21 protein-coding genes are annotated in these 17,975 nt (G+C 60.2%); 14 read left to right on the forward strand and 7 right to left on the reverse strand.

Translation table 11 applies throughout. From position 1 onward, the window contains the following. Both JJE47_06450 and JJE47_06455 read left to right on the forward strand, forming a co-directional pair. A partial coding sequence (locus tag JJE47_06450) for a UDP-N-acetylmuramoyl-tripeptide--D-alanyl-D-alanine ligase (protein ID MBK5267062.1) occupies nt 1-274 on the forward strand: 274 nt, incomplete at its 5' end. 9 nt (nt 275-283) lie between these two features. Then, nucleotides 284-1,369: a hypothetical protein gene (locus tag JJE47_06455; protein ID MBK5267063.1), complete on the forward strand. Its 1,086-nt coding sequence runs from the start codon at nt 284-286 to the stop codon at nt 1,367-1,369. 7 nt (nt 1,370-1,376) lie between these two features. Here JJE47_06455 and JJE47_06460 read toward each other — a convergent pair whose 3' ends face one another. The 3 genes from JJE47_06460 to JJE47_06470 form a co-directional block, all read right to left on the reverse strand. Beyond that, on the reverse strand, nt 1,377-1,610 hold the full coding sequence (locus tag JJE47_06460) for an Lrp/AsnC ligand binding domain-containing protein (GenBank protein MBK5267064.1): 234 nt from the start codon (nt 1,608-1,610) through the stop codon (nt 1,377-1,379). Nucleotides 1,611-1,671: 61 nt separating this feature from the next. Then, nucleotides 1,672-1,884 carry a cold-shock protein gene (locus JJE47_06465; protein MBK5267065.1) on the reverse strand — a complete coding sequence of 71 codons (213 nt, stop codon included), beginning with the start codon at nt 1,882-1,884 and terminating at the stop codon, nt 1,672-1,674. Next, nucleotides 1,885-2,073 carry a 50S ribosomal protein L28 gene (locus tag JJE47_06470; protein ID MBK5267066.1) on the reverse strand — a complete coding sequence of 63 codons (189 nt, stop codon included), beginning with the start codon at nt 2,071-2,073 and terminating at the stop codon, nt 1,885-1,887. Between the two features lie 113 nt (nt 2,074-2,186). Between JJE47_06470 and recG the strand changes: the two genes are divergently transcribed. From recG to JJE47_06530, 12 genes are all read left to right on the forward strand, one after another. Beyond that, nucleotides 2,187-4,364: an ATP-dependent DNA helicase RecG gene (gene recG / locus JJE47_06475; GenBank protein MBK5267067.1), complete on the forward strand. Its 2,178-nt coding sequence runs from the start codon at nt 2,187-2,189 to the stop codon at nt 4,362-4,364. Next, nucleotides 4,361-4,900, forward strand: coding sequence for a 16S rRNA (guanine(966)-N(2))-methyltransferase RsmD (rsmD, locus tag JJE47_06480; protein ID MBK5267068.1), 540 nt, complete (start codon nt 4,361-4,363; stop codon nt 4,898-4,900). The genes recG and rsmD overlap by 4 nt, the downstream gene beginning before the upstream one ends. Next, a complete protein-coding gene (gene coaD, locus JJE47_06485; GenBank protein MBK5267069.1) occupies nt 4,897-5,361 on the forward strand; it encodes a pantetheine-phosphate adenylyltransferase in 465 nt (154 codons plus the stop codon). Before rsmD ends, coaD begins: the two co-directional genes overlap by 4 nt. Nucleotides 5,362-5,367: 6 nt before the next feature. Further along, nucleotides 5,368-6,096: a hypothetical protein gene (locus JJE47_06490; protein ID MBK5267070.1), complete on the forward strand. Its 729-nt coding sequence runs from the start codon at nt 5,368-5,370 to the stop codon at nt 6,094-6,096. A gap of 178 nt (nt 6,097-6,274) precedes the next feature. Next, nucleotides 6,275-6,619 carry a DUF177 domain-containing protein gene (locus JJE47_06495; GenBank protein ID MBK5267071.1) on the forward strand — a complete coding sequence of 115 codons (345 nt, stop codon included), beginning with the start codon at nt 6,275-6,277 and terminating at the stop codon, nt 6,617-6,619. Nucleotides 6,620-6,629: 10 nt separating this feature from the next. Continuing rightward, on the forward strand, nt 6,630-6,812 hold the full coding sequence (gene rpmF, locus JJE47_06500) for a 50S ribosomal protein L32 (protein ID MBK5267072.1): 183 nt from the start codon (nt 6,630-6,632) through the stop codon (nt 6,810-6,812). Nucleotides 6,813-6,821: 9 nt separating this feature from the next. Continuing rightward, a complete protein-coding gene (gene plsX / locus JJE47_06505; GenBank protein ID MBK5267073.1) occupies nt 6,822-7,796 on the forward strand; it encodes a phosphate acyltransferase PlsX in 975 nt (324 codons plus the stop codon). Continuing rightward, a complete protein-coding gene (gene rnc / locus JJE47_06510) occupies nt 7,796-8,461 on the forward strand; it encodes a ribonuclease III (protein MBK5267074.1) in 666 nt (221 codons plus the stop codon). The genes plsX and rnc overlap by 1 nt, the downstream gene beginning before the upstream one ends. Nucleotides 8,462-8,471: 10 nt before the next feature. Beyond that, nucleotides 8,472-9,302, forward strand: coding sequence for a bifunctional DNA-formamidopyrimidine glycosylase/DNA-(apurinic or apyrimidinic site) lyase (gene mutM, locus JJE47_06515; protein MBK5267075.1), 831 nt, complete (start codon nt 8,472-8,474; stop codon nt 9,300-9,302). Between the two features lie 65 nt (nt 9,303-9,367). Beyond that, nucleotides 9,368-12,820, forward strand: a complete 3,453-nt coding sequence (smc, locus tag JJE47_06520) for a chromosome segregation protein SMC (GenBank protein ID MBK5267076.1) — start codon at nt 9,368-9,370, stop codon at nt 12,818-12,820. Nucleotides 12,821-12,823: 3 nt separating this feature from the next. Then, nucleotides 12,824-13,849, forward strand: a complete 1,026-nt coding sequence (gene ftsY, locus JJE47_06525; protein ID MBK5267077.1) for a signal recognition particle-docking protein FtsY — start codon at nt 12,824-12,826, stop codon at nt 13,847-13,849. After that, nucleotides 13,849-14,262 carry a cytidine deaminase gene (locus JJE47_06530; protein MBK5267078.1) on the forward strand — a complete coding sequence of 138 codons (414 nt, stop codon included), beginning with the start codon at nt 13,849-13,851 and terminating at the stop codon, nt 14,260-14,262. The genes ftsY and JJE47_06530 overlap by 1 nt, the downstream gene beginning before the upstream one ends. Nucleotides 14,263-14,341: 79 nt before the next feature. On the opposite strand, the gene JJE47_06535 is transcribed toward JJE47_06530, so the two are convergent. From JJE47_06535 to JJE47_06550, 4 genes are all read right to left on the reverse strand, one after another. After that, complete coding sequence (locus JJE47_06535; GenBank protein ID MBK5267079.1) at nt 14,342-15,289, reverse strand: electron transfer flavoprotein subunit alpha/FixB family protein; 948 nt, start codon at nt 15,287-15,289, stop codon at nt 14,342-14,344. Nucleotides 15,290-15,291: 2 nt separating this feature from the next. Further along, on the reverse strand, nt 15,292-16,050 hold the full coding sequence (locus JJE47_06540) for an electron transfer flavoprotein subunit beta/FixA family protein (GenBank protein ID MBK5267080.1): 759 nt from the start codon (nt 16,048-16,050) through the stop codon (nt 15,292-15,294). A 143-nt stretch (nt 16,051-16,193) separates the two neighbouring features. Continuing rightward, nucleotides 16,194-17,498: a thymidine phosphorylase gene (locus JJE47_06545; GenBank protein ID MBK5267081.1), complete on the reverse strand. Its 1,305-nt coding sequence runs from the start codon at nt 17,496-17,498 to the stop codon at nt 16,194-16,196. Continuing rightward, the coding region (locus tag JJE47_06550) for a phosphopentomutase (protein ID MBK5267082.1) at nt 17,495-17,975 on the reverse strand (481 nt) is incomplete at its 5' end. The genes JJE47_06550 and JJE47_06545, both read right to left, overlap by 4 nt.

Here is a 17,975-nt window from a genome sequence, read left to right on the forward strand (position 1 = left end):
CCGCCGGGTGGTCGTGACACCTGGCATGGTCGAATTGGGGGATCAACAGGCCATCGAGAACCGCCACTTTGCCGAGAAGGCGGGGTCCGTGGCTGACCAGCTCCTTGTCGTGGCCAGGACCAACCGCCGGGCGTTGCTCGATGGAGCCGCGAACGTTTCGCTTCCGGTTATCGTTGTTCCATCACGAGAGGCGGCAGTGGCCTGGGTTCGTCAGAACCTTGGACCGGGAGACGCCGTTCTGTATGAAAACGACCTGCCTGATCATCACCCTTAGGAGCATCCAATGAGTCCGCGACCTGCAGTCGTCTTTGGAGGGCCCTCGCCCGAGCATGACATCTCCATCCTTACCGGACTTCAGGCGGCCCGGGTTCTAGCCACATCCGGGCGCGACGTCGATGTCATTTACTGGACAAAGACCGGCCAATGGTTTTCGGTCGATGCGGCTTCCGAGGCGGCGCATTTCTCACAAGGGGTTCCGGCCAAGGCCAAACCGCTCCGCTTCGAGCCAGAACCGGGTGGCGGTTTCTTCAACAAGAAGAAACAACTTGACGTGTCGGTGGTCCTGAACGCTTGTCACGGTGGTCCGGGGGAGGACGGTACGCTGCAGGGGTTGTTTGACCTTGCCGGCCTCAGGTACACCGGTCCTGATTCGGCTGCCTCGGCGCTCGGAATGGACAAGCTTGCCTTTGGCGGATTGGTGGTCGCCGCCGGCCTTCCCAGCCTGCCGCGCCTGCTCGTCGGCGGTCGAGCCCCTGACTTCGAGGGGCCCTATATCGTCAAACCTCGCTATGGAGGCTCCTCGATCGGTATCAGCGTTGTTGAGGACTACGACACCGCTTTGGCGCTCCTCAAGACCTCCCCGCACATGGTCAAGGGCGCAGTGCTGGAACCGTTTCTTTCCGGGTCACAGGATCTCAATGTCGCCGTTCGAACGTATCCTCAGGTGGAGACATCGGCCATCGAAGCTCCGCTACGCGATTCCGATCAGATCTATGACTATGCCCAAAAATATCTGGAAGGCGATGGTGGCATGGATGCTGCCAAACGTGAGCTTCCAGCCAACCTTCCCGAAGAAGACGCGGCCCGCATCCGGCAGATGGCCAAACAAATCGTTGACCTTGCAAGGCTGCGCTCGGTGGCCAGGATCGATTTCCTTGCCCACGACGGTGTCATCTATGTGAATGAGGTGAATACGATCCCGGGAAGTCTGGCGGGTTATCTCTGGATTGATCCACCGATCGGGCGTGCCCAGCTACTCGGGGACATGCTTGATGAAGTGACAAAGCTCCCGCCGACGAGGTACACCACCGCGGGTGCTGACGGGACGGCGTTACGAAGTGCCGGGTCGATCGCTTCCAAACTCGGTTAGCAACCGCTTACAGGTTGACGACGGCGCAAGTGAGCGTGCGGGTGATGCCTTCGACCGCCTGAACCCGGGCAACAACCAGTTTGCCGAGTTGGTCGACGTCGTCGGCGCTGACCTTGATGATTACGTCGTATGGTCCGGTCACATCGTCAGCAGCCTGGACGCCGGGGATCTTGCGGACTTCGGTCGCCACATGAGCAGCCTGGCCGACTTCGCTTTGAACTAACAGGTACGCCTCAACCATGGTGTTCTCCTTCCGAGTGCGCAGTCTACGCGCATCGTGCGGATCTATGAATCGTGTGGATCTATGATCCGTCTACCCCGAGCCGGATGTTGGACGCGAACGATTGGCCGCCATCGTCGATGACGTCAAAAACGATTCGCTGACCCTGACGAAGTGAGCGGAAAACCGACCCGCCGAGGGTGCCTGCTCGGAGCAAGACTTCTCGTCGATCGCTGTCACTGACGACAATGCCAGCTCCCGTAATCGGGTCATACAGCTTGACGATTCCTTGCATCTAGGCCTTCTCGACCTTCCCGGCCTTGAGGCACGAGGTGCAGACGCGGGCCTGACGGGTATTCGACCCGTGCTTGACGCGCACTTTTTGGATGTTTGGTGTCCAGGTTCGGCTGGAGCGCTTGTGTGAGAAAGTCACTTTCTTGCCGAACGTGGGCTCTTTGCTGCAGATTTCGCAACGATTTGCCATTTTTGGGATCTCCTCAATCGGCGGGGAATCGTAGCAGCGGCGCTCGTGCGAGAAAAATGCGAGATAGGTCGAGGATTACCAAGGTTGTCCCACTCAACTGGCACAATGCGCTGATGACCGAACGTAGCCTTGCCTATCTTTGCACGGTACCCGTAACGAAAGTTTCGGGCCTGTCTGGCAAGCGTGGCGCGGCCCTTGCCAAGGCCGGGATTCGATCGGTTGGCGACCTGCTTCTTCACGTGCCCCGGCGGTACGTGGATCGCTCGACCCAGGTGGATCTTCTCGGCGTCGCCTCTGGCGAAGAGGTCACCGTGATCGTGACGGTGCAAAAGGTGTCCGTCCGAAGGGTTCGGAAAAACCTGACGATCATCGATGCGATATGCACCGATGGCGAGGGCATCCTCAATGTGACATGGTTCAATCAGGCGTTCCGGGCCAAGCAGTTGACCGAGGGGGCCGAGATTGCGTTGTCAGGCAAGATCGAGCGATACCGGGGGCGCCTCCAGATGAAGGCTCCAGCCGTCGATGTTCTCGGGACGGCTAGCGAGTCGCTGACGACTGGCCGGGTGGTTCCGATTCATCCATCGGTCGGTGAGGTGGGGCCGGGGTACATGCGTCGGGCGATGCACAACGCCCTACAGAGGTCGATGCCGCTGTCAGATCCTCTGCCCGAGTCCTTGCTGGATCGTCTCGATCTCATGGACCGCCAATCGGCACTCGGATCGATCCACTTTCCTGACACGTTGGGTGAGGTTCCGGCTGCTCGGAAGCGGTTGGTTTTCGACGAGTTCTTCAGGCTTGAAGTCGCGTTGGCTCTCACGAAGAATCAGCGGGCCCATACGGCCGTCGGCATCTCGCATGTGCCGAGCCGTGATCTCGTCGATCGGTTTTTGACTGGGCTGCCATTTTCCCCGACCGGGGCCCAGGATCGGGTTCTGGCGGAGATTATCGATGACATGGTTTCGGAACATCCCATGCACCGCCTTCTTCAGGGCGAGGTCGGCTCCGGAAAAACCGTGGTGGCTGTGGCGACGCTGCTCCTGGCGGTGGAGGGCGGGTACCAGGGCGCCATCATGGCTCCGACCGAGGTGTTGGCCGCCCAGCATTATCTTGGCGTGTCGGACCTGCTTGAAGGAGCCGGGATGGCGTCGGTCCCATTTGTGGACCAGGTGAGTTTGTTCGATCAACCAGATTCGCCAACCGGGTCGCCACAGCCGGAACGACCCATCGTGGTTGCCTTGCTCACCGGATCGACGGCCGAGTTGTCAAATCGAGTCGATGCCACCCGCGCCGATGTTTTGGAAGCGGTCGCCACGGGCGAAGCAGATATTGTGATCGGTACTCACGCTCTCATCCAGGAAGGCGTCGATTTCGGCCACCTCGGGGCAGCAGTGATAGACGAACAGCACCGGTTCGGCGTCCACCAGCGGGTTAGCTTGAAGGACAAAGCCAACAACCAGGACCCTGATCTGCTCATCATGACGGCAACTCCGATCCCGCGAACCCTGTCGATGACCCTGTACGGGGACCTCGATGTTTCATTGCTTGACGAAATGCCACCGGGGAGAACCCCGGTGATTACGACGGAGCTCTCCAAGGAGTCGATGGAGGAGGTCTATGCGTTGATCCGCGCTGAGGTCGTCGCCGGTCGCCAGGTGTTTGTGGTCTGCCCACTTGTCGAAGACTCGGACAAGATCGAAGCGTCCTCGGCAACCGTTGAACACGCCCGACTCGCCGGCGTATTCGACGATCTCAACGTTGCGCTGCTTCATGGTCAAATGAAACCGCGTGAGAAGGAAGCCGTCATGGACTCGATGAGGGCGGGGGACATCGACGTTCTGGTGGCGACTACGGTCATCGAGGTGGGCATCGATATTCCGAATGCCACACTGATGGTGATCGAGGACGCCGAGCGGTTTGGGCTGAGTCAGCTCCACCAACTCCGGGGACGGGTCGGCCGGGGAGAACACGTCTCGCGCTGCATATTGCTCGCTGATCCCACGACCGACGAAGGGATCGCCAGAATCGCCGCCATGATCGAGACAACAGACGGGTTTCGTCTCGCCGAGGAGGATCTCCGGATTCGTGGTCAGGGGACCGTGTTCGAGGCCCGCCAGGCGGGTTCAGGCGATCTGAGAATTGCCGACCTTCTGAGGGACCTCGATATTCTCGTGGCTGCCAGGCGGGAAGCCTTTGCGATGGTGGCCGATCAGCTAGTCCTCACGGATGAAATTGGCGAGGAAGTCGAAGCCCTTCTCGGCGACCGCAAAGAATGGTTGTTCGTCTCATGAGAGTCATCGCTGGACGGTCCAAGGGTCGGCGCCTCAACGCCCCGCCAGGGGACTCGACCCGACCGATGCAAGACCGGGTCAAAGAAGCGCTCTTCTCTTCGCTCGGGTCGGTGGTCGTCGGTGCCGAAGTGCTTGATTTGTACGCCGGAACCGGGTCAATGGGTCTTGAGGCTCTCAGCCGGGGCGCCAGACGGGCGGTGTTTGTCGAGCGGAATCGGACGGCGGTTACGTTCTTGCGCAAGAACTGTGAGGCGGTCGGTCTCGGTGGCGAAGTGGTCCCGGTCGACGTCGCCCGATTCTTCGCGCAACGTTCCGACTTATTTGATCTCGTTTTTGTTGACCCACCGTACGCTGACAGCGATGCAGAAGTGGGCCGGACCATGGCTGCGGTGGCCGGTCGGTTGCGGCCAGGGGGGTTGGCAGTTCTCCATCGGAAGGTCGGATCTGCGCTTCCTGAAACGGAAAGCCTCGTGTTGGTCGACGAGCGGCGATACGGTAGTGCACAACTTTGGCGTTTCCAGAAGGAGTCGACATGACGGTGGCATTGTGTGCGGGGAGTTTTGACCCGCCAACCAACGGCCATCTCGACCTGATCCGACGGGCGGCGTCGATGTTCGACGAGGTAGTGGTCGGGATAGTTGTCAACCCGGCAAAGACGACCCGCCTGGCGGCCGATCGGCGGATGGGCCTTTTGAACGACCTTCTGGCGGATCGGACCAATGTCCGGGTGGAGACGTTCTCGGGCCTGGTTGTCGAGTTGGCTGCCTCTGTCGAGGCGCAGGTCATCGTCAAGGGCGTTCGAGGAGTGGCCGACTTCGAGGCGGAAATCCAGATGGCGCACATGAACCGCCATCTGTCAGGCATCAACACCGTATTCCTTCCGGCCAGCCCGGAAGTAGCTCATATTTCATCATCATTGGTCAAAGAAATATTCGCACTTGGAGGCTCGATCGAAGGCCTGGTGCCTCCGTCGGTAGCCGTCGCTTTAGAGGAGTAGATCATTATGTCTGACAATCGTTATGGAGATTCCAACGAACGGGGAGGATCGGCAACGCGGACGCCCGACGACCCCTTGGCCGATTTCGTCGACATCATCGGCGATGAGACGGTCGGAAGTTTCGAGGACGTTCTCGCCGCCGACCCCGAGGACGTGTTTTCGAAGGTCATACCGATGCCAGGCATTGGCATCGACCTGACCGACCCACTCGACAGCTCCGAGGTCGGCGCCGTCGAGTCGATGCTTGAAGAACTCGTCGCACAATTGCTTGAGGCCAAGACGATGCCTCTTTCGCAGAATGTGCTGGTGAACAAGGCAGCCTTCATTACCAATCTCCAACGTATCTTGTCGCTGCTACCCGATGAGTTGCGGGCCGCTCGATGGATGATCAGGGAACAAGCCGCCTTTGTGGCGCGCACGACTGAGAAGTCGAATGACATCCTGGCTCAGACCAATCACAAGGCCCATGCCATCATGGAAAACGCCCGTCACCAGGCCGATCTCATGGTGTCCCAGTCGAACATAGTGGCCGAGGCAGTCGAGGAAGCCAACATCCTGGTGCGCAATGCCGAAGGCGAAGGCCGACGGATTCGACTCCAGGCCGAGGACTATGGCGAAGACCGACTCGTCCAGCTTGAACATCTGTTCGGGAATCTGATGCGCCAGGTCCGCGACACACGCGCCGAATTCCACCAGGCACGCCCGCCGGCCGGTGAGGTCCCGATTCTGGATTGACCCTCACAGGAGTAGTCTGGCCCGCATCATGAAGGTGCTTGTTTCCGATCTTATTGGCACACCAGGTGCGCATCGCGAGGATCAGATCTCTCTGGAGGTCACGGCTGTCATGGACGCAGCCAAACTCGAGGCGCCCGTCACCGGTTCGGTTCGCTATGACGCCGGAGTTCGCGACATCATGGCATCAGGGCGCATGGAGTACGTGGCAAGGGCAACCTGCATTCGGTGTCTGATCGAATTCGACTATCCCGGCAAGGCGACATTCAGCCAGCTTTATGCCGAAGATCCCCAATCCGAAGATGTCATGCAAGTCCATGAACACGGCGTAATCGACATCGAACCGCCCATCCGCGACGAGGTCGTTTTGAGCCTGCCACTGTCGCCGGTATGCCGACCGGACTGCGCCGGACTTTGTTCTACGTGCGGAACCGACTTGAATAGGGAACCGTGCGAAGGTCACGATGACGTCAGTTCGTCGCCTTTCGCTATATTGGCTCAGCTTTTAGACCCCGAAGACCTGTAAGGAGTTCGCCGTGGCGGTCCCCAAGAAAAAAATGTCGCGTTCGCGCACTCGCCGACGCAAGTCGCAGTGGAAGATGGAGCATCCGACTCCTTCGAAGTGCCCTCAGTGCCACGAACCCAAGCGTCCGCATCGAGCATGCGCGGCGTGCGGTACCTATCGTGGCCGCGAGGTCACAGTCCCCGCCGACAATTAGGAGAGCGCCCTGGCCCGTGTAGCGCTTGATGCGATGGGCGGCGACCATGCGCCCGTCGAGACGGTCGCTGGCGCTGTCCTGGCAGCCGAGCGGGGTGTCGACGTGGTCCTGGTCGGTGACGAGTCGCAGCTTCATGCACAGTTGGAAGTGTTCGGTGCCGATCTTCCCATCGTCCATGCCAGCCAGAAGATCGGGATGGCCGATAATCCGGTGCGGGCCATCCGCGAGCGTCCTGGCTCGTCGATCGTCCGTGCTGCTCAACTCGTCCGTGACGGGGAGGCCGACGCATTGGTATCGGCCGGATCAACGGGAGCTTCGCTGGCGGCAGCAGCGATCATCATTGGTCGGTTGCCAGGGGTGCTTCGTCCGGCCATCGCTACTATTTTTCCAACCCCGTACAAGCCGACCGTGGTTCTCGACAGTGGGGCCAACCCGGACTGCAAGCCGGAGCATCTCAACCAGTTCGCCGTCATGGGAAGTCAGGTGGCCAGGGTGTACCTCGGCTGCGAGAACCCGCGAGTTGGATTGCTGACCATCGGTGAGGAGCGGGGCAAAGGGCGCGACCTCGAGCGGGCTGCCTACGACCTTCTGGAATGGGATCCGGCGGTCAACTTCGTCGGCAATGTCGAAGGACGAGATCTCGCGAATGACATTGCCGACGTTTTTGTAACGGATGGCTTCACGGGCAATGTGACCCTGAAGACCGCCGAAGGAATGATGCGAATAACGCTCGGCATGTTTTCTGACATTGCAAACTCTTTATCCGAGGCAGCAAGGTCTGAGCTGCTTCCACACCTGAAACGTCTCGCCGAAGCGATGTCCGCAGACCATGGCGCTCATCTGGTCGGGTCGAAAGGCGTTGTCGTTATCGGGCACGGATCAGCGACGGCGATGGGTATCGCCAACGCTCTGGTGATGGCAGCCGATGGGGCCCGTCGCGGTCTGGTCAGCGAGATCGCCAATCAGCTTGGCTCCGAATCCTGATGCTGACGGAACTTCAAGAGGAACTCTCTTATACCTTCACCAATGTGTCATTGCTCGAACACGCCTTGCTTCATCGTTCATTCGCGGCTGAGGGTCCGGTCGGGGACGACAACGAACGACTTGAGTTCCTTGGCGATGCCGTCCTTCAGTTGGTGGTAACCGATCACCTGTACACCAACTATCCCCAACTCCGCGAGGGGACGATGGCCAAAGTGCGGGCGGCCTGCGTCAACCGCGATGAACTGGCGAATCTGGCTCGCTCGTTGCATATCGGAGAGAACCTGGCCTTGGGGCGCGGGGAAGAAGCCTCGGGCGGACGAAAGAAGGCGTCCATCCTCGCCGATGCGATGGAGGCGGTCATTGCAGCGGTCTACATCGATGGCGGCATTGACATGGCCCGGCACGTGGTCCTGAGGCTCTGGACCCCGCTGGTGGCTGCCAGGGCTGTCGAGCCCGGCAAGCGCGATTACAAGACTCGTCTCCAAGAAGAACTGGCCTCCCGGGGCCTGCGGCCTCGATACCGGGTCACCGAGTCGGGACCTGATCACGCCAAGACGTTTGAGGCGCAACTTGAGGTGGACGGCAAGCCGGCCGGGTCGGGCGAAGGCAAATCGAAGAAAGAAGCCGAGCAAGCGGCCGCCGCCGAAGCCCTCGACACGTTGTAGCCGACTGTCCATGCCGGAGTTACCTGAAGTCGAAACCACCAGACGAACGTTGGCGCCCCTCATGGAGGGTCGCCAATTCGTCAAGGTTGACATTCGACGCCCGCGCATGACGCGGCGAAACGAGCGGCCAGAAGACGTCGTCGATCGATTGGTCGGAAGACGGCTCAATCACCTGGGGAGAATCGGCAAGTTCATGGTCGGTGAGGTCGAGGGAGACATCACACTCATAATGCACTTGGGAATGTCGGGCAAATTCCAGATCAAGGCGGTCGGCGACCCTGAGGACAAACACACCAACGTCGTGTTCTCCACCGACCGCAACGAGGAAATTCGCCTGGTCGACCCTCGCACGTTTGGGTTTGTCGCCGCCCACACCCCGGATGAACTGGATCACTCCTCGATTGGTGACCTCGGTCCCGATGCCCTCGATGCTCTACCTGGTGCACCCGTCCTGTTCGATCGGATGGCGGGCCGCAAGATAGCTGTCAAAACGCTGCTTCTCGATCAGCGCTTCCTGGCCGGTCTTGGGAATATTTACGCTGACGAGGTGCTGGCAAGAGCCAAGGTCAGAGGCGACCGGTTGGCCGGCGGCCTGACATTTGACGAAGTGAAGGCGATCCGATCCTCGATCGGACCGGTACTCAAAGCCGGACTCAAGTACGGAGGAACCAGCCTTGATGATCTCGCCTATTTGCTTCCGGATGGTCGCGCCGGCGAATACACGAGGCGCCTGCAGGTGTATGGCAGGGAAGGGGACGACTGCCGCATATGCGGAACGCCAATCAGCCGCACCGTACTTGGCGGCCGGTCGAGTTTCTGGTGCCCTGCCTGCCAAACCTGACTACGGAGCGAAGACCGTAACGCGCGTGATATCCTCATTGCGACTAATCACAGGGATGTAATTACGTGTACCTCAAGTCTCTGAAAATAACGGGGTTCAAGTCGTTCGCCGATCGAACGCGCATTGAATTCGAGCCCGGTGTGACGGTGATTGTCGGACCGAACGGCTCTGGAAAGTCGAACGTGGTCGACGCCGTTGCCTGGGTCATGGGTACGCAGTCGACCAAAAACCTGCGAACCGAAAAGATGGAGGACGTCATCTTTGCCGGTACGGCAATGCGACCGTCACTTGGCAGGGCCGAAGTATCTCTCACCTTCGATAACGAATCCCGTCAGCTCCCGTTGGATCTGGCTGAAGTAACCGTGACCCGGCGGTTGTATCGCGACGGCTCGTCCGATTACGAGATCAACGGGGTTACTTGTCGACTCCTCGACGTCCAGGAAATGTTGGCGGATTCTGGTGTTGGCCGGCATCAGCACGTGATTGTCGGACAGGGGCAACTTGACGCAGTCCTCAATGCCAAGGCTGACGATCACCGGGCGATCATCGAGGAAGCCGCCGGCATTCTCAAACACCGGCAGCGCAAGGATCGTTCGATTCGACGCCTGGAACGGACCGACGCAGACGTCTTTCGGCTCAATGACATCCTCAAGGAACTCAAGCGCCAGATTCGACCGTTGAAGCGACAGGCGGAGGACGCCGATCGATTTGACGGTGTTCGATCTGAAATCCAGGGCCTCCGCCTCTTCCTCGGTGGCGAAACCCTGCGCAAGATCAGTCACCGCGTCGCCGAGGCCGAAGCAGAAGAGTCGACCAGGACCAACTCGCTGGCGTTGACCCAGAGAGAGCTCGACCAGATCGAAAGTTCGCTCGAGCCCCTGGCGGATGCGGCCGGACAAGCCGGCCGAGCCCTGGACCGGGATACGGCTGCTGCCGCTCGGTTGGAGACCACGGCGGAGCGCCTACGTTCGACATCGACTCTCGCCGCCGAGCGCGGTCGCAGCTTGTCAGCACGGCTTGAGGGAGCCGGTGAGCGACGAGGCGACCTTCAAGCCGAAGCCGAGGAGTTGAAGATCAACCTCGCCCTATCGATTGAGGATCAGGCCACGGCAGCCGAGGCCGCGGAACGCTCGGCGCGGATTCTGGCCGCTTTTGAGGACGAAGAGCGTTCCCTGGCTGAACAGGAAGCCATGCCGGCTGAGGGTGCCATCGCCATTGTGCGCGGGGATCTGCGGTCAGGGCAAGCTGCCAACGACCGCGACCGACGCGAACGCGACCAGATAACCAAACGACTCGATGGACTTGTGGCCCAGGTCGACCGGGAAACGGCCGAGATTGACCGGGCCAACGAAGACATACTCGCACTGGACGTTGAGCAGGGCCTGGCCCAAGCAGAACATGAGGTGGCTCGCCGGGCTCTTACGGGAGAGGCCGACCGTTTTGCGGCCACCGAGGCTGATGTCAAGACTGCCGAACTCACGTTGGCGTCCGCCGCCGCCCGCGTCGATGCCCTTGAAGGAGCGGTCGCCGGTCTGGCCGACCCCGCTGCCAGACAGCGGGCCGAAACCGCTGAACAGGTGACGGGTCCGATCGCTCAGGCGCTCGACATCCCCGCCGACTTGGCGGCTGCGGTAGATGCCGCCCTCGGGCTGTGGGCAGACGCGTTGACCGTGACCTCTCCGTTGGACCTCGGCGCGATCGTTGGAGATTTGAAATCTGAGGGTTTTGGCGGGGTACCGATGGTTACCCATGCCCAGGGCGGACTGTCGATCGCCGGCGAAGTCGCCGAGACCTGGGGATTGCAGACGTTGATCGATGCCCTCGGTCCGAATGCCGACCGGGACCTCGCCGGTACTCTGCTCGGTGATGTGGTCCTGGCGGAGGGATGGTCTTCGGGCTGGGAGATCGTTCAACGCCACCCACTGGTTCGGGTGGTGACCCCGGAAGGTGATCTCATCACGTCCTACGGGATCCGCATCGCCAATCCCGATGGGGCGACGCCGGCGATGTTGGAGGTTGCCCTGGTGGGGCTCGAACGGGCCGAGCAGGAGGCTGCCAGAGCCAGGAGCAGGTACCTAACGGCCACGCGGGAATACGAACAAACCAAAGCCAACGAGGTGCAAACCCGGTCCGGCCTTGAACGCATCGAGGCCCGCCTGTCGGGTACGACCGAAGCGCTCGGCCGGTTGACGAGGTCGCGGGTTGGTCTCGTCGAGGAGATTGCTCGTCTTGAGGGCCGCCGCACGGCCATTGCCGAGTCGGCTTCCGAGCGTGAAGAGCAGATCGCCAGGTTGGAGCAGCGCCTGGCCGCCCTGGAGGGCGAGGAGGCGGAACGTCAAAAAGCGTGGGAGGCACTGGCGGAGCGTCGCCGGGAGGTGGCCCACCGGCGAGATGAGGCGAAGATCGCCGCCCAAGAATCGGCTTCCACCCATGGCGCCATCATTGAGCGGCGAGCCATGTTGCAGCGTCGGCTCGATGAGGTCTCAAACGAGTCAACCGAGTTGGAAGCCAACCCGGTTGACCCGACAGAGATCAAACATTTGGAGCAGATTGACGCCCAGGCCCGCCAGGCTCTTGACATCGTTCGTCAGCACATTGCCACGCTGCGGGTCCGGCAGGTGAAGTTACGAGAAGAAGCTGGTGAAGCGGGCCGCAAGCTGAGTGACACACGTAACCGCCGTGACGAACTTCAGCGGACGATCGGTACGAACAAGGAGCGTCTCTCGAAGCTGGGGATTGAGCTCGCTGAATTGCGCGTCCGTTTGGAAGCGACTGCCGAAGGCCTGCGCAGGGACGCCGATGCCAACGAGGAGCAAGCTCTCGCCGCCCCTCGCCCAGAGCTGGCAGAACATGTCGACATGCGTGAACGACTCAACGAGCTTGAGAATGAGCTGCGTCGGATGGGTCCAATCAATCCACTTGCGGCTGCCGAATATCGAGAACTGAATGAGCGGTACGAGTTCATGCAAGTCCAACTCGACGACCTTGAGCACGCCCGGAATGAGCTGAGAACGGTCATTCGGGCGGTTGATGAGCAAATCGTGGAGCTCTTTACCGAGGCGTTCCATCAGGTCGCCCGGTTTTACGAAGAGCACTTCTCAATTCTGTTCCCTGGCGGTCGGGGCCAATTGATCCTGACCGATCCCGAAAACCCGCTTCTGACCGGCGTCGATATCAAGGCTCAACCTCTCGGCAAAAAGGTCAGTCGTCTTCAGTTGCTGTCTGGCGGCGAGCGGTCGTTGGCCGCTCTGGCTTTTCTGTTTGCAGTGTTCAAAGCCCGGCCCAGTCCGTTCTACATCATGGACGAGGTCGAAGCTGCCCTCGACGATGCCAATCTTCACCGGTTTCTCGACCTGGTTGAGAACTTCCGTGCGTCTGCCCAGCTCATGATCGTCACCCATCAGCAACAGACGATGGAGTGTGCCGACGTCCTGTATGGGGTCACCATGGAACCGGGCGGATCCTCAAAGGTCATCGCCAAGAAGATGAGCGGTCAACTGGCCTTTGAAGACGCCTAACGTATGGTTGTGGACACAACCCTGATCATCATTCTGGTGGTTGCGGCCGTTCTTGTCATCGGCGGTGGACTTTTCTACACGTTGCGACGACGCCGCACCCACATCGGATCGATTGACGAGAAGGCGCCGACGCAGAAAGCGGCCGCCCCTGCCTCCTTGGCCGATCGACTCGCCAGGACCCGTACGACCCTTGGTGGCAAGCTGCGTGAAGCACTTGGATCCACGACCGGAGACATGTATGAAGGGCTTGAAGAGGCGCTGATCGCCGCGGATCTCGGGGTCGCCACGGCGACGAGCATCGTTGACAAGGTCAGGCGAAGGAAACCTGACACCCCTGACGACGTCCGGGCCGTGCTCCGGGCCGAGTTGCTGGCAACCTTGCAAGGTCAAGACCGTTCGATTAGACAAGTCAACAAGCCATCGGTGATCGTGGTGGTTGGAGTGAATGGCGTTGGCAAGACGACGACCATCGCCAAATTGGCTGCCCGACTCCGCGAAGAAGGCACTGAAGCGATCCTCGGGGCGGCCGACACGTTCAGAGCGGCTGCTGACACGCAGCTTCGTACGTGGGCCAACAGGGTCGGCGTTGAGATCATTACGGCTGCCTCCGGATCCGATCCCGCATCGGTCGCCCATGATGCCTATCAGGCGGCCAAGACCCGCGGTAAGGGGGCTGTGATTGTGGATACCGCTGGACGACTTCACTCGAAGACCAACCTCATGGCTGAACTGACCAAGATCGTTCGTGTCCTCGAAAAAGAGTCGGGGACGATCGATGAGGTCCTTCTCGTCCTTGACGCCACCACCGGTCAAAACGGCCTGGCTCAAACCAAGCAGTTCACCGATGCTGTCGGGGTCACGGGTATCGTTCTTACCAAGATGGATGGCACAGCCAAGGGTGGCATCGCCATCGCCGTCGAGAAAGAATTGGGGATCCCTGTGAAATTCATCGGAGTCGGTGAGGGTGTTGCCGATCTGGTCCGGTTCGACCCTGAGGCGTTTGTGGATGCCCTGTTGGCTGACGCCTGATGCACGTCGAAAACGAGGCCGTTCTTGTTGCAGCAGCCCGGAGAGCAGCAGAGAACGCCTATGTGCCGTATTCGAAGTTCCGGGTTGGGGCAGCTCTCCTCACCGCAGCCGGGGAGATTGTCACCGGCTGTAATGTCGAGAACGCCGCCTACGGAAGCTCTATCTGTGCCGAGGCAACCGCAATCGTTACGGCGGTCTCGCAGGGGGCGCGCTCGATGAGCACGATTGCGGTCGCGTGTCTTGATTCCGATTCTCTCGACGGTGCCTATCCGTGCGGAAACTGCCGTCAGCTCATCAACGAGTTTGGAATCACTCGAATCATTGTGACGACTGCCACTGGCGAGAGTCGTTCGCATTCCAACGCCGAGTTGTTGCCGTATGGATTCACGTTGAACCCTGAGTCCGGTGCATGACCGCCACCTGATTGTCCGATCATATGAAAACGGCGGGCCCCACAGCCCGCCGCTTTCATATTCGTCACTGCCTTCTCGTTTAGCGGTTTTCCAAAGCCTCGATCAGTTTTGGGAGCACCTGGTGGACGTCGCCGACGATTCCCAGATCCGCCACGGCAAAGATGGGAGCTTCCTCGTCCTTGTTGATGGCGATAATCATCTTCGAGTCCTTCATGCCGACGAGATGTTGCATGGCGCCCGACAGGCCGCAGGCGATGTACACATCAGGTTTGACGGTCTTACCGGTCTGTCCAACCTGCTTGGAATAGGGCACCCAGCCGGCATCCACAATGGCTCTGGTGGCTCCGGTGGCGGCCTTTAGTGGGGCAGCCAGTCTCTCGACCAGCTCAAAGCCCTCGACACTTCCCAGCCCGCGACCGCCTGCCACGATGACTGCCGCCTCCTCGAGCTTGGGTCCTTCGGTCTTTTCGACAAATGATCCGGTAACGCGGGCAGAACCCGCATGCCCGGCGTCGGGCAGTGGTACGGCGGTCACGGTTGGAGCTCCTCCGCCCGCTGATTCGGCCGGGAATGACTTCGGCCGGATGAGCACCAGGTGTGGACCGGGACCTTCGAACATCGTGGTCACGAGTTGGCTACCGCCGAAGATCTCGGTCGTTACTCCGACCGATCCATCGAGCGACACATCAATGCCGTTCGAGATCATTGTCCGATCAAGACGGGTTGATAGTCGGCCGGCCACATCTCGATCTGTATACGTCTGGCCGAACAGAATCGCATCGGGATTGTGCTGGCCGACGAGGTCTGCGATGGCGACGGCCGCAGCCGCAGTCCCGGTCGACCCCTCGGACGGGACAAGATGAAAGACATCGGTTGCTCCAAATTCGCCAAGGGTGGCGAATGCGGCATCGGAACCCTTCCCGAAATAGAGAACGGTGGTCGCCCCCTCCGTTCGCGTTTTGGACAGAATCTCGAGCCCGACCACGGCCGGGGCGCCGGACACTTCTTCGATGAAAATCCAGGCCATGACTAAATCACCTTCGCTTGTTCGAGCATCGCAATGATCTTCTCGTGACCGGTACCTTCATCGATCACGACCTGGCCGCCCGAACGGGATGGTGCAGGTACCACGAGAGCGATTCGCTGGTTGACAGTCACCGTGATGCCGAGGTCGGCGGCGGTCTTGGTCTCGACCGGCTTCTTCTTGGCGTCCATGATTCCTTTGAAGGTCGGGTAGCGCGGTTCGACGACGCCCGCCGTTACGGAAACCAGGACCGGAGTCGGGGCTTCAATCGTGTCGTATCCGGTCGCCGTTTGACGGTTGATCCGGACCGTCGAGCCTTCCACATCGATCTTCTTTGCATACGTGAGAGCTGGGACACCAAGAAGTTCGGCAATTTGCTGGGGCACGACGCCCGAGTAACCGTCGGTTGACTCCGTCCCGGCAATGACGATGTCGAAGGACTCCGGTGCCATGGCCGCGGCCAGAATCTTGGCAGTGGTCAGTGAGTCGGAGCCCTTGAGTGTCTCATCGTCGATGAGGATCGCACCGTCGGCTCCCATGGCCAGGGCTTGGCGGATGCCGTTGAGGTTTCCCGACGGGCTCATCGATACGAGCGTGACCGTACCTTCTGTTTCGCCCGCGATTTGGAGCCCAACCTCTACGCCGTACCGGTCGGTGTCGTCGAGGACCTGTTCGGTCGGTCGCACCAGGTTGTAGGTGGTCGGGTCCAATTGATACGGGGAGGCCGGGTCGGGGATCTGCTTGACGCAAACTGCGATCTTCATACGAGCTCCTTGTAAACGTGTACTGATGATGATGTTAACGGCTGTTCACACCGTTGTGGAATCCTGGGTAGGTCCATTACGGCGATTCTGGAACGGTCGTTTCTCGGGCCGCGACGGCTGATCGATGCCCGGCCGAATGGGAGTTACCCGTCGATCCGATCGATTATTATCTCCTGGCGAGTTGGCGCTTCACCGATCTCCCACGCTTCTCGAAGGAAGGGGAGCGCAGCTTCAGCGCGGTCGTGATCATTGAAAGCCAGCGTCGCCAGAGGAGCGCCCTGTTCGACTGAATCCCCGGTTTTGGCGTTCAGCGTGATGCCTACTCCCGGATCTATGGAATCTTCTTTCGTCTCCCGGCCTGCGCCAAGGCTCATCGCTGCCCGGCCGATGGCCAGCGCGTCAACTGCCCTCACAAAACCCGAAATGGGGGCTTTGACCTCAAACCGGTGGCTGGCCTTCGGGAGGAGAGACTGGTCGTCTATGACGTGGCGATTGCCACCCTGTGCTTCGATCACCTCGCCGAAAAGTTCCAGGGCTTCTCCAGATGCGATGACCTGCTCCAGTCGACGGTTGGCCGCATCCGCGGAGTCTTCGATGCCGCCCAACATGAGCATTTCTGCTGCAAGGACCATGGTGACTTCCGTGAGATCTTCCGGCCCATCGCCACGCAAGACCGCAATCGATTCGATGATCTCGGAAGCGTTTCCCACCTCGTGTCCGAGCGGTTCGTCCATCCTCGTGAGATAGGCCACGGTGGTGGTTCCGTGCGCTGATCCGATTCCGACCATCGTTTTGGCGAGCGTCCGAGCCGAGGCTTCGTCCTTCATGAACGCTCCGCTCCCGACTTTGACGTCGAGGACCAGTCCATCGAGATCTTCAGCCAGTTTCTTGGACATGATTGACGACGAAATGAGTGGGATCGAGGGAACCGTGCCAGTGGCGTCTCGTAACGCGTAGAGTTTCCGATCCGCCGGGACGAGCGATTCAGATTGGCCCGCCATCACGAGTCCGTGCTGTTCAAGAATTGACGTGAACCGTTCCCGATCCAGGCTGGCCGTGAATCCCGGGATCGACTCCAATTTGTCGAGCGTGCCGCCGGTGTGACCGAGGCCCCGTCCCGAAATCATCGGGATCGCCACACCGCAGGCGGCCACCATCGGTACGAGCGGGATGGAGACCTTGTCGCCTACGCCTCCGGTTGAATGTTTGTCGACCTTCGGCTTCTTGATCTGGTCGAAGTTGAGGACATCGCCAGAGTGCATCATGGCGTCCGTCCAGACCGCCAATTCCTCGGCATTGAGTCCGTTCAGGAATACCGCCATCGTCATCGCTGCCATCTGATAGTCGGTCACGGTGCCGACCGTGTATGAATCGATGAGCCAGCGAATCTCGTTGGCCGTCAGGGCCTCGCCATCACGTTTCTTCTCGATGAGCTCGACGGCAGTCATCGGATATCGTCCAGGAACGATTCGCCAAGCGCCGGGGCCGGCAGTCCAAGCCATTCGGCGAGGGTGGCGGCGACGTCGGAGTATTGCTGACGATCACCGAGGTTCACACCGGCGGCATTCAGTCCTGCGACCAGCAGCGGGACAAATTCGCGGGTGTGGTCGGTGGACCCGTCGGTCGGGTCGTTGCCGTGGTCTGCGGACATCACAAGGATGTCGTCTGGCCTCATGGCCTGCGTGAGCTGGGGCAGGTAGCTGTCGATGACCTTCAGGCCGTTGTAGTAGCCGTCCGGGTTCTCCCGGTGACCGTAGACCATGTCCAGGTCGACAAGATTCGTGAAAATGATTCCTGACTCAACCGTCTTGAGCGCTTCTATCGTCCGGTTGAGTCCGTCGGTATCGCCCTCGGTTTTGACTACATCGGTCAGGCCTCGTCCTGCGAACAGGTCGCTTATCTTGCCAATCCCATGAACCGTCAAG

This window comes from Acidimicrobiia bacterium, from assembly GCA_016650365.1.
Classification (GTDB): domain Bacteria; phylum Actinomycetota; class Acidimicrobiia; order Spongiisociales; family JAENVV01; genus JAENVV01.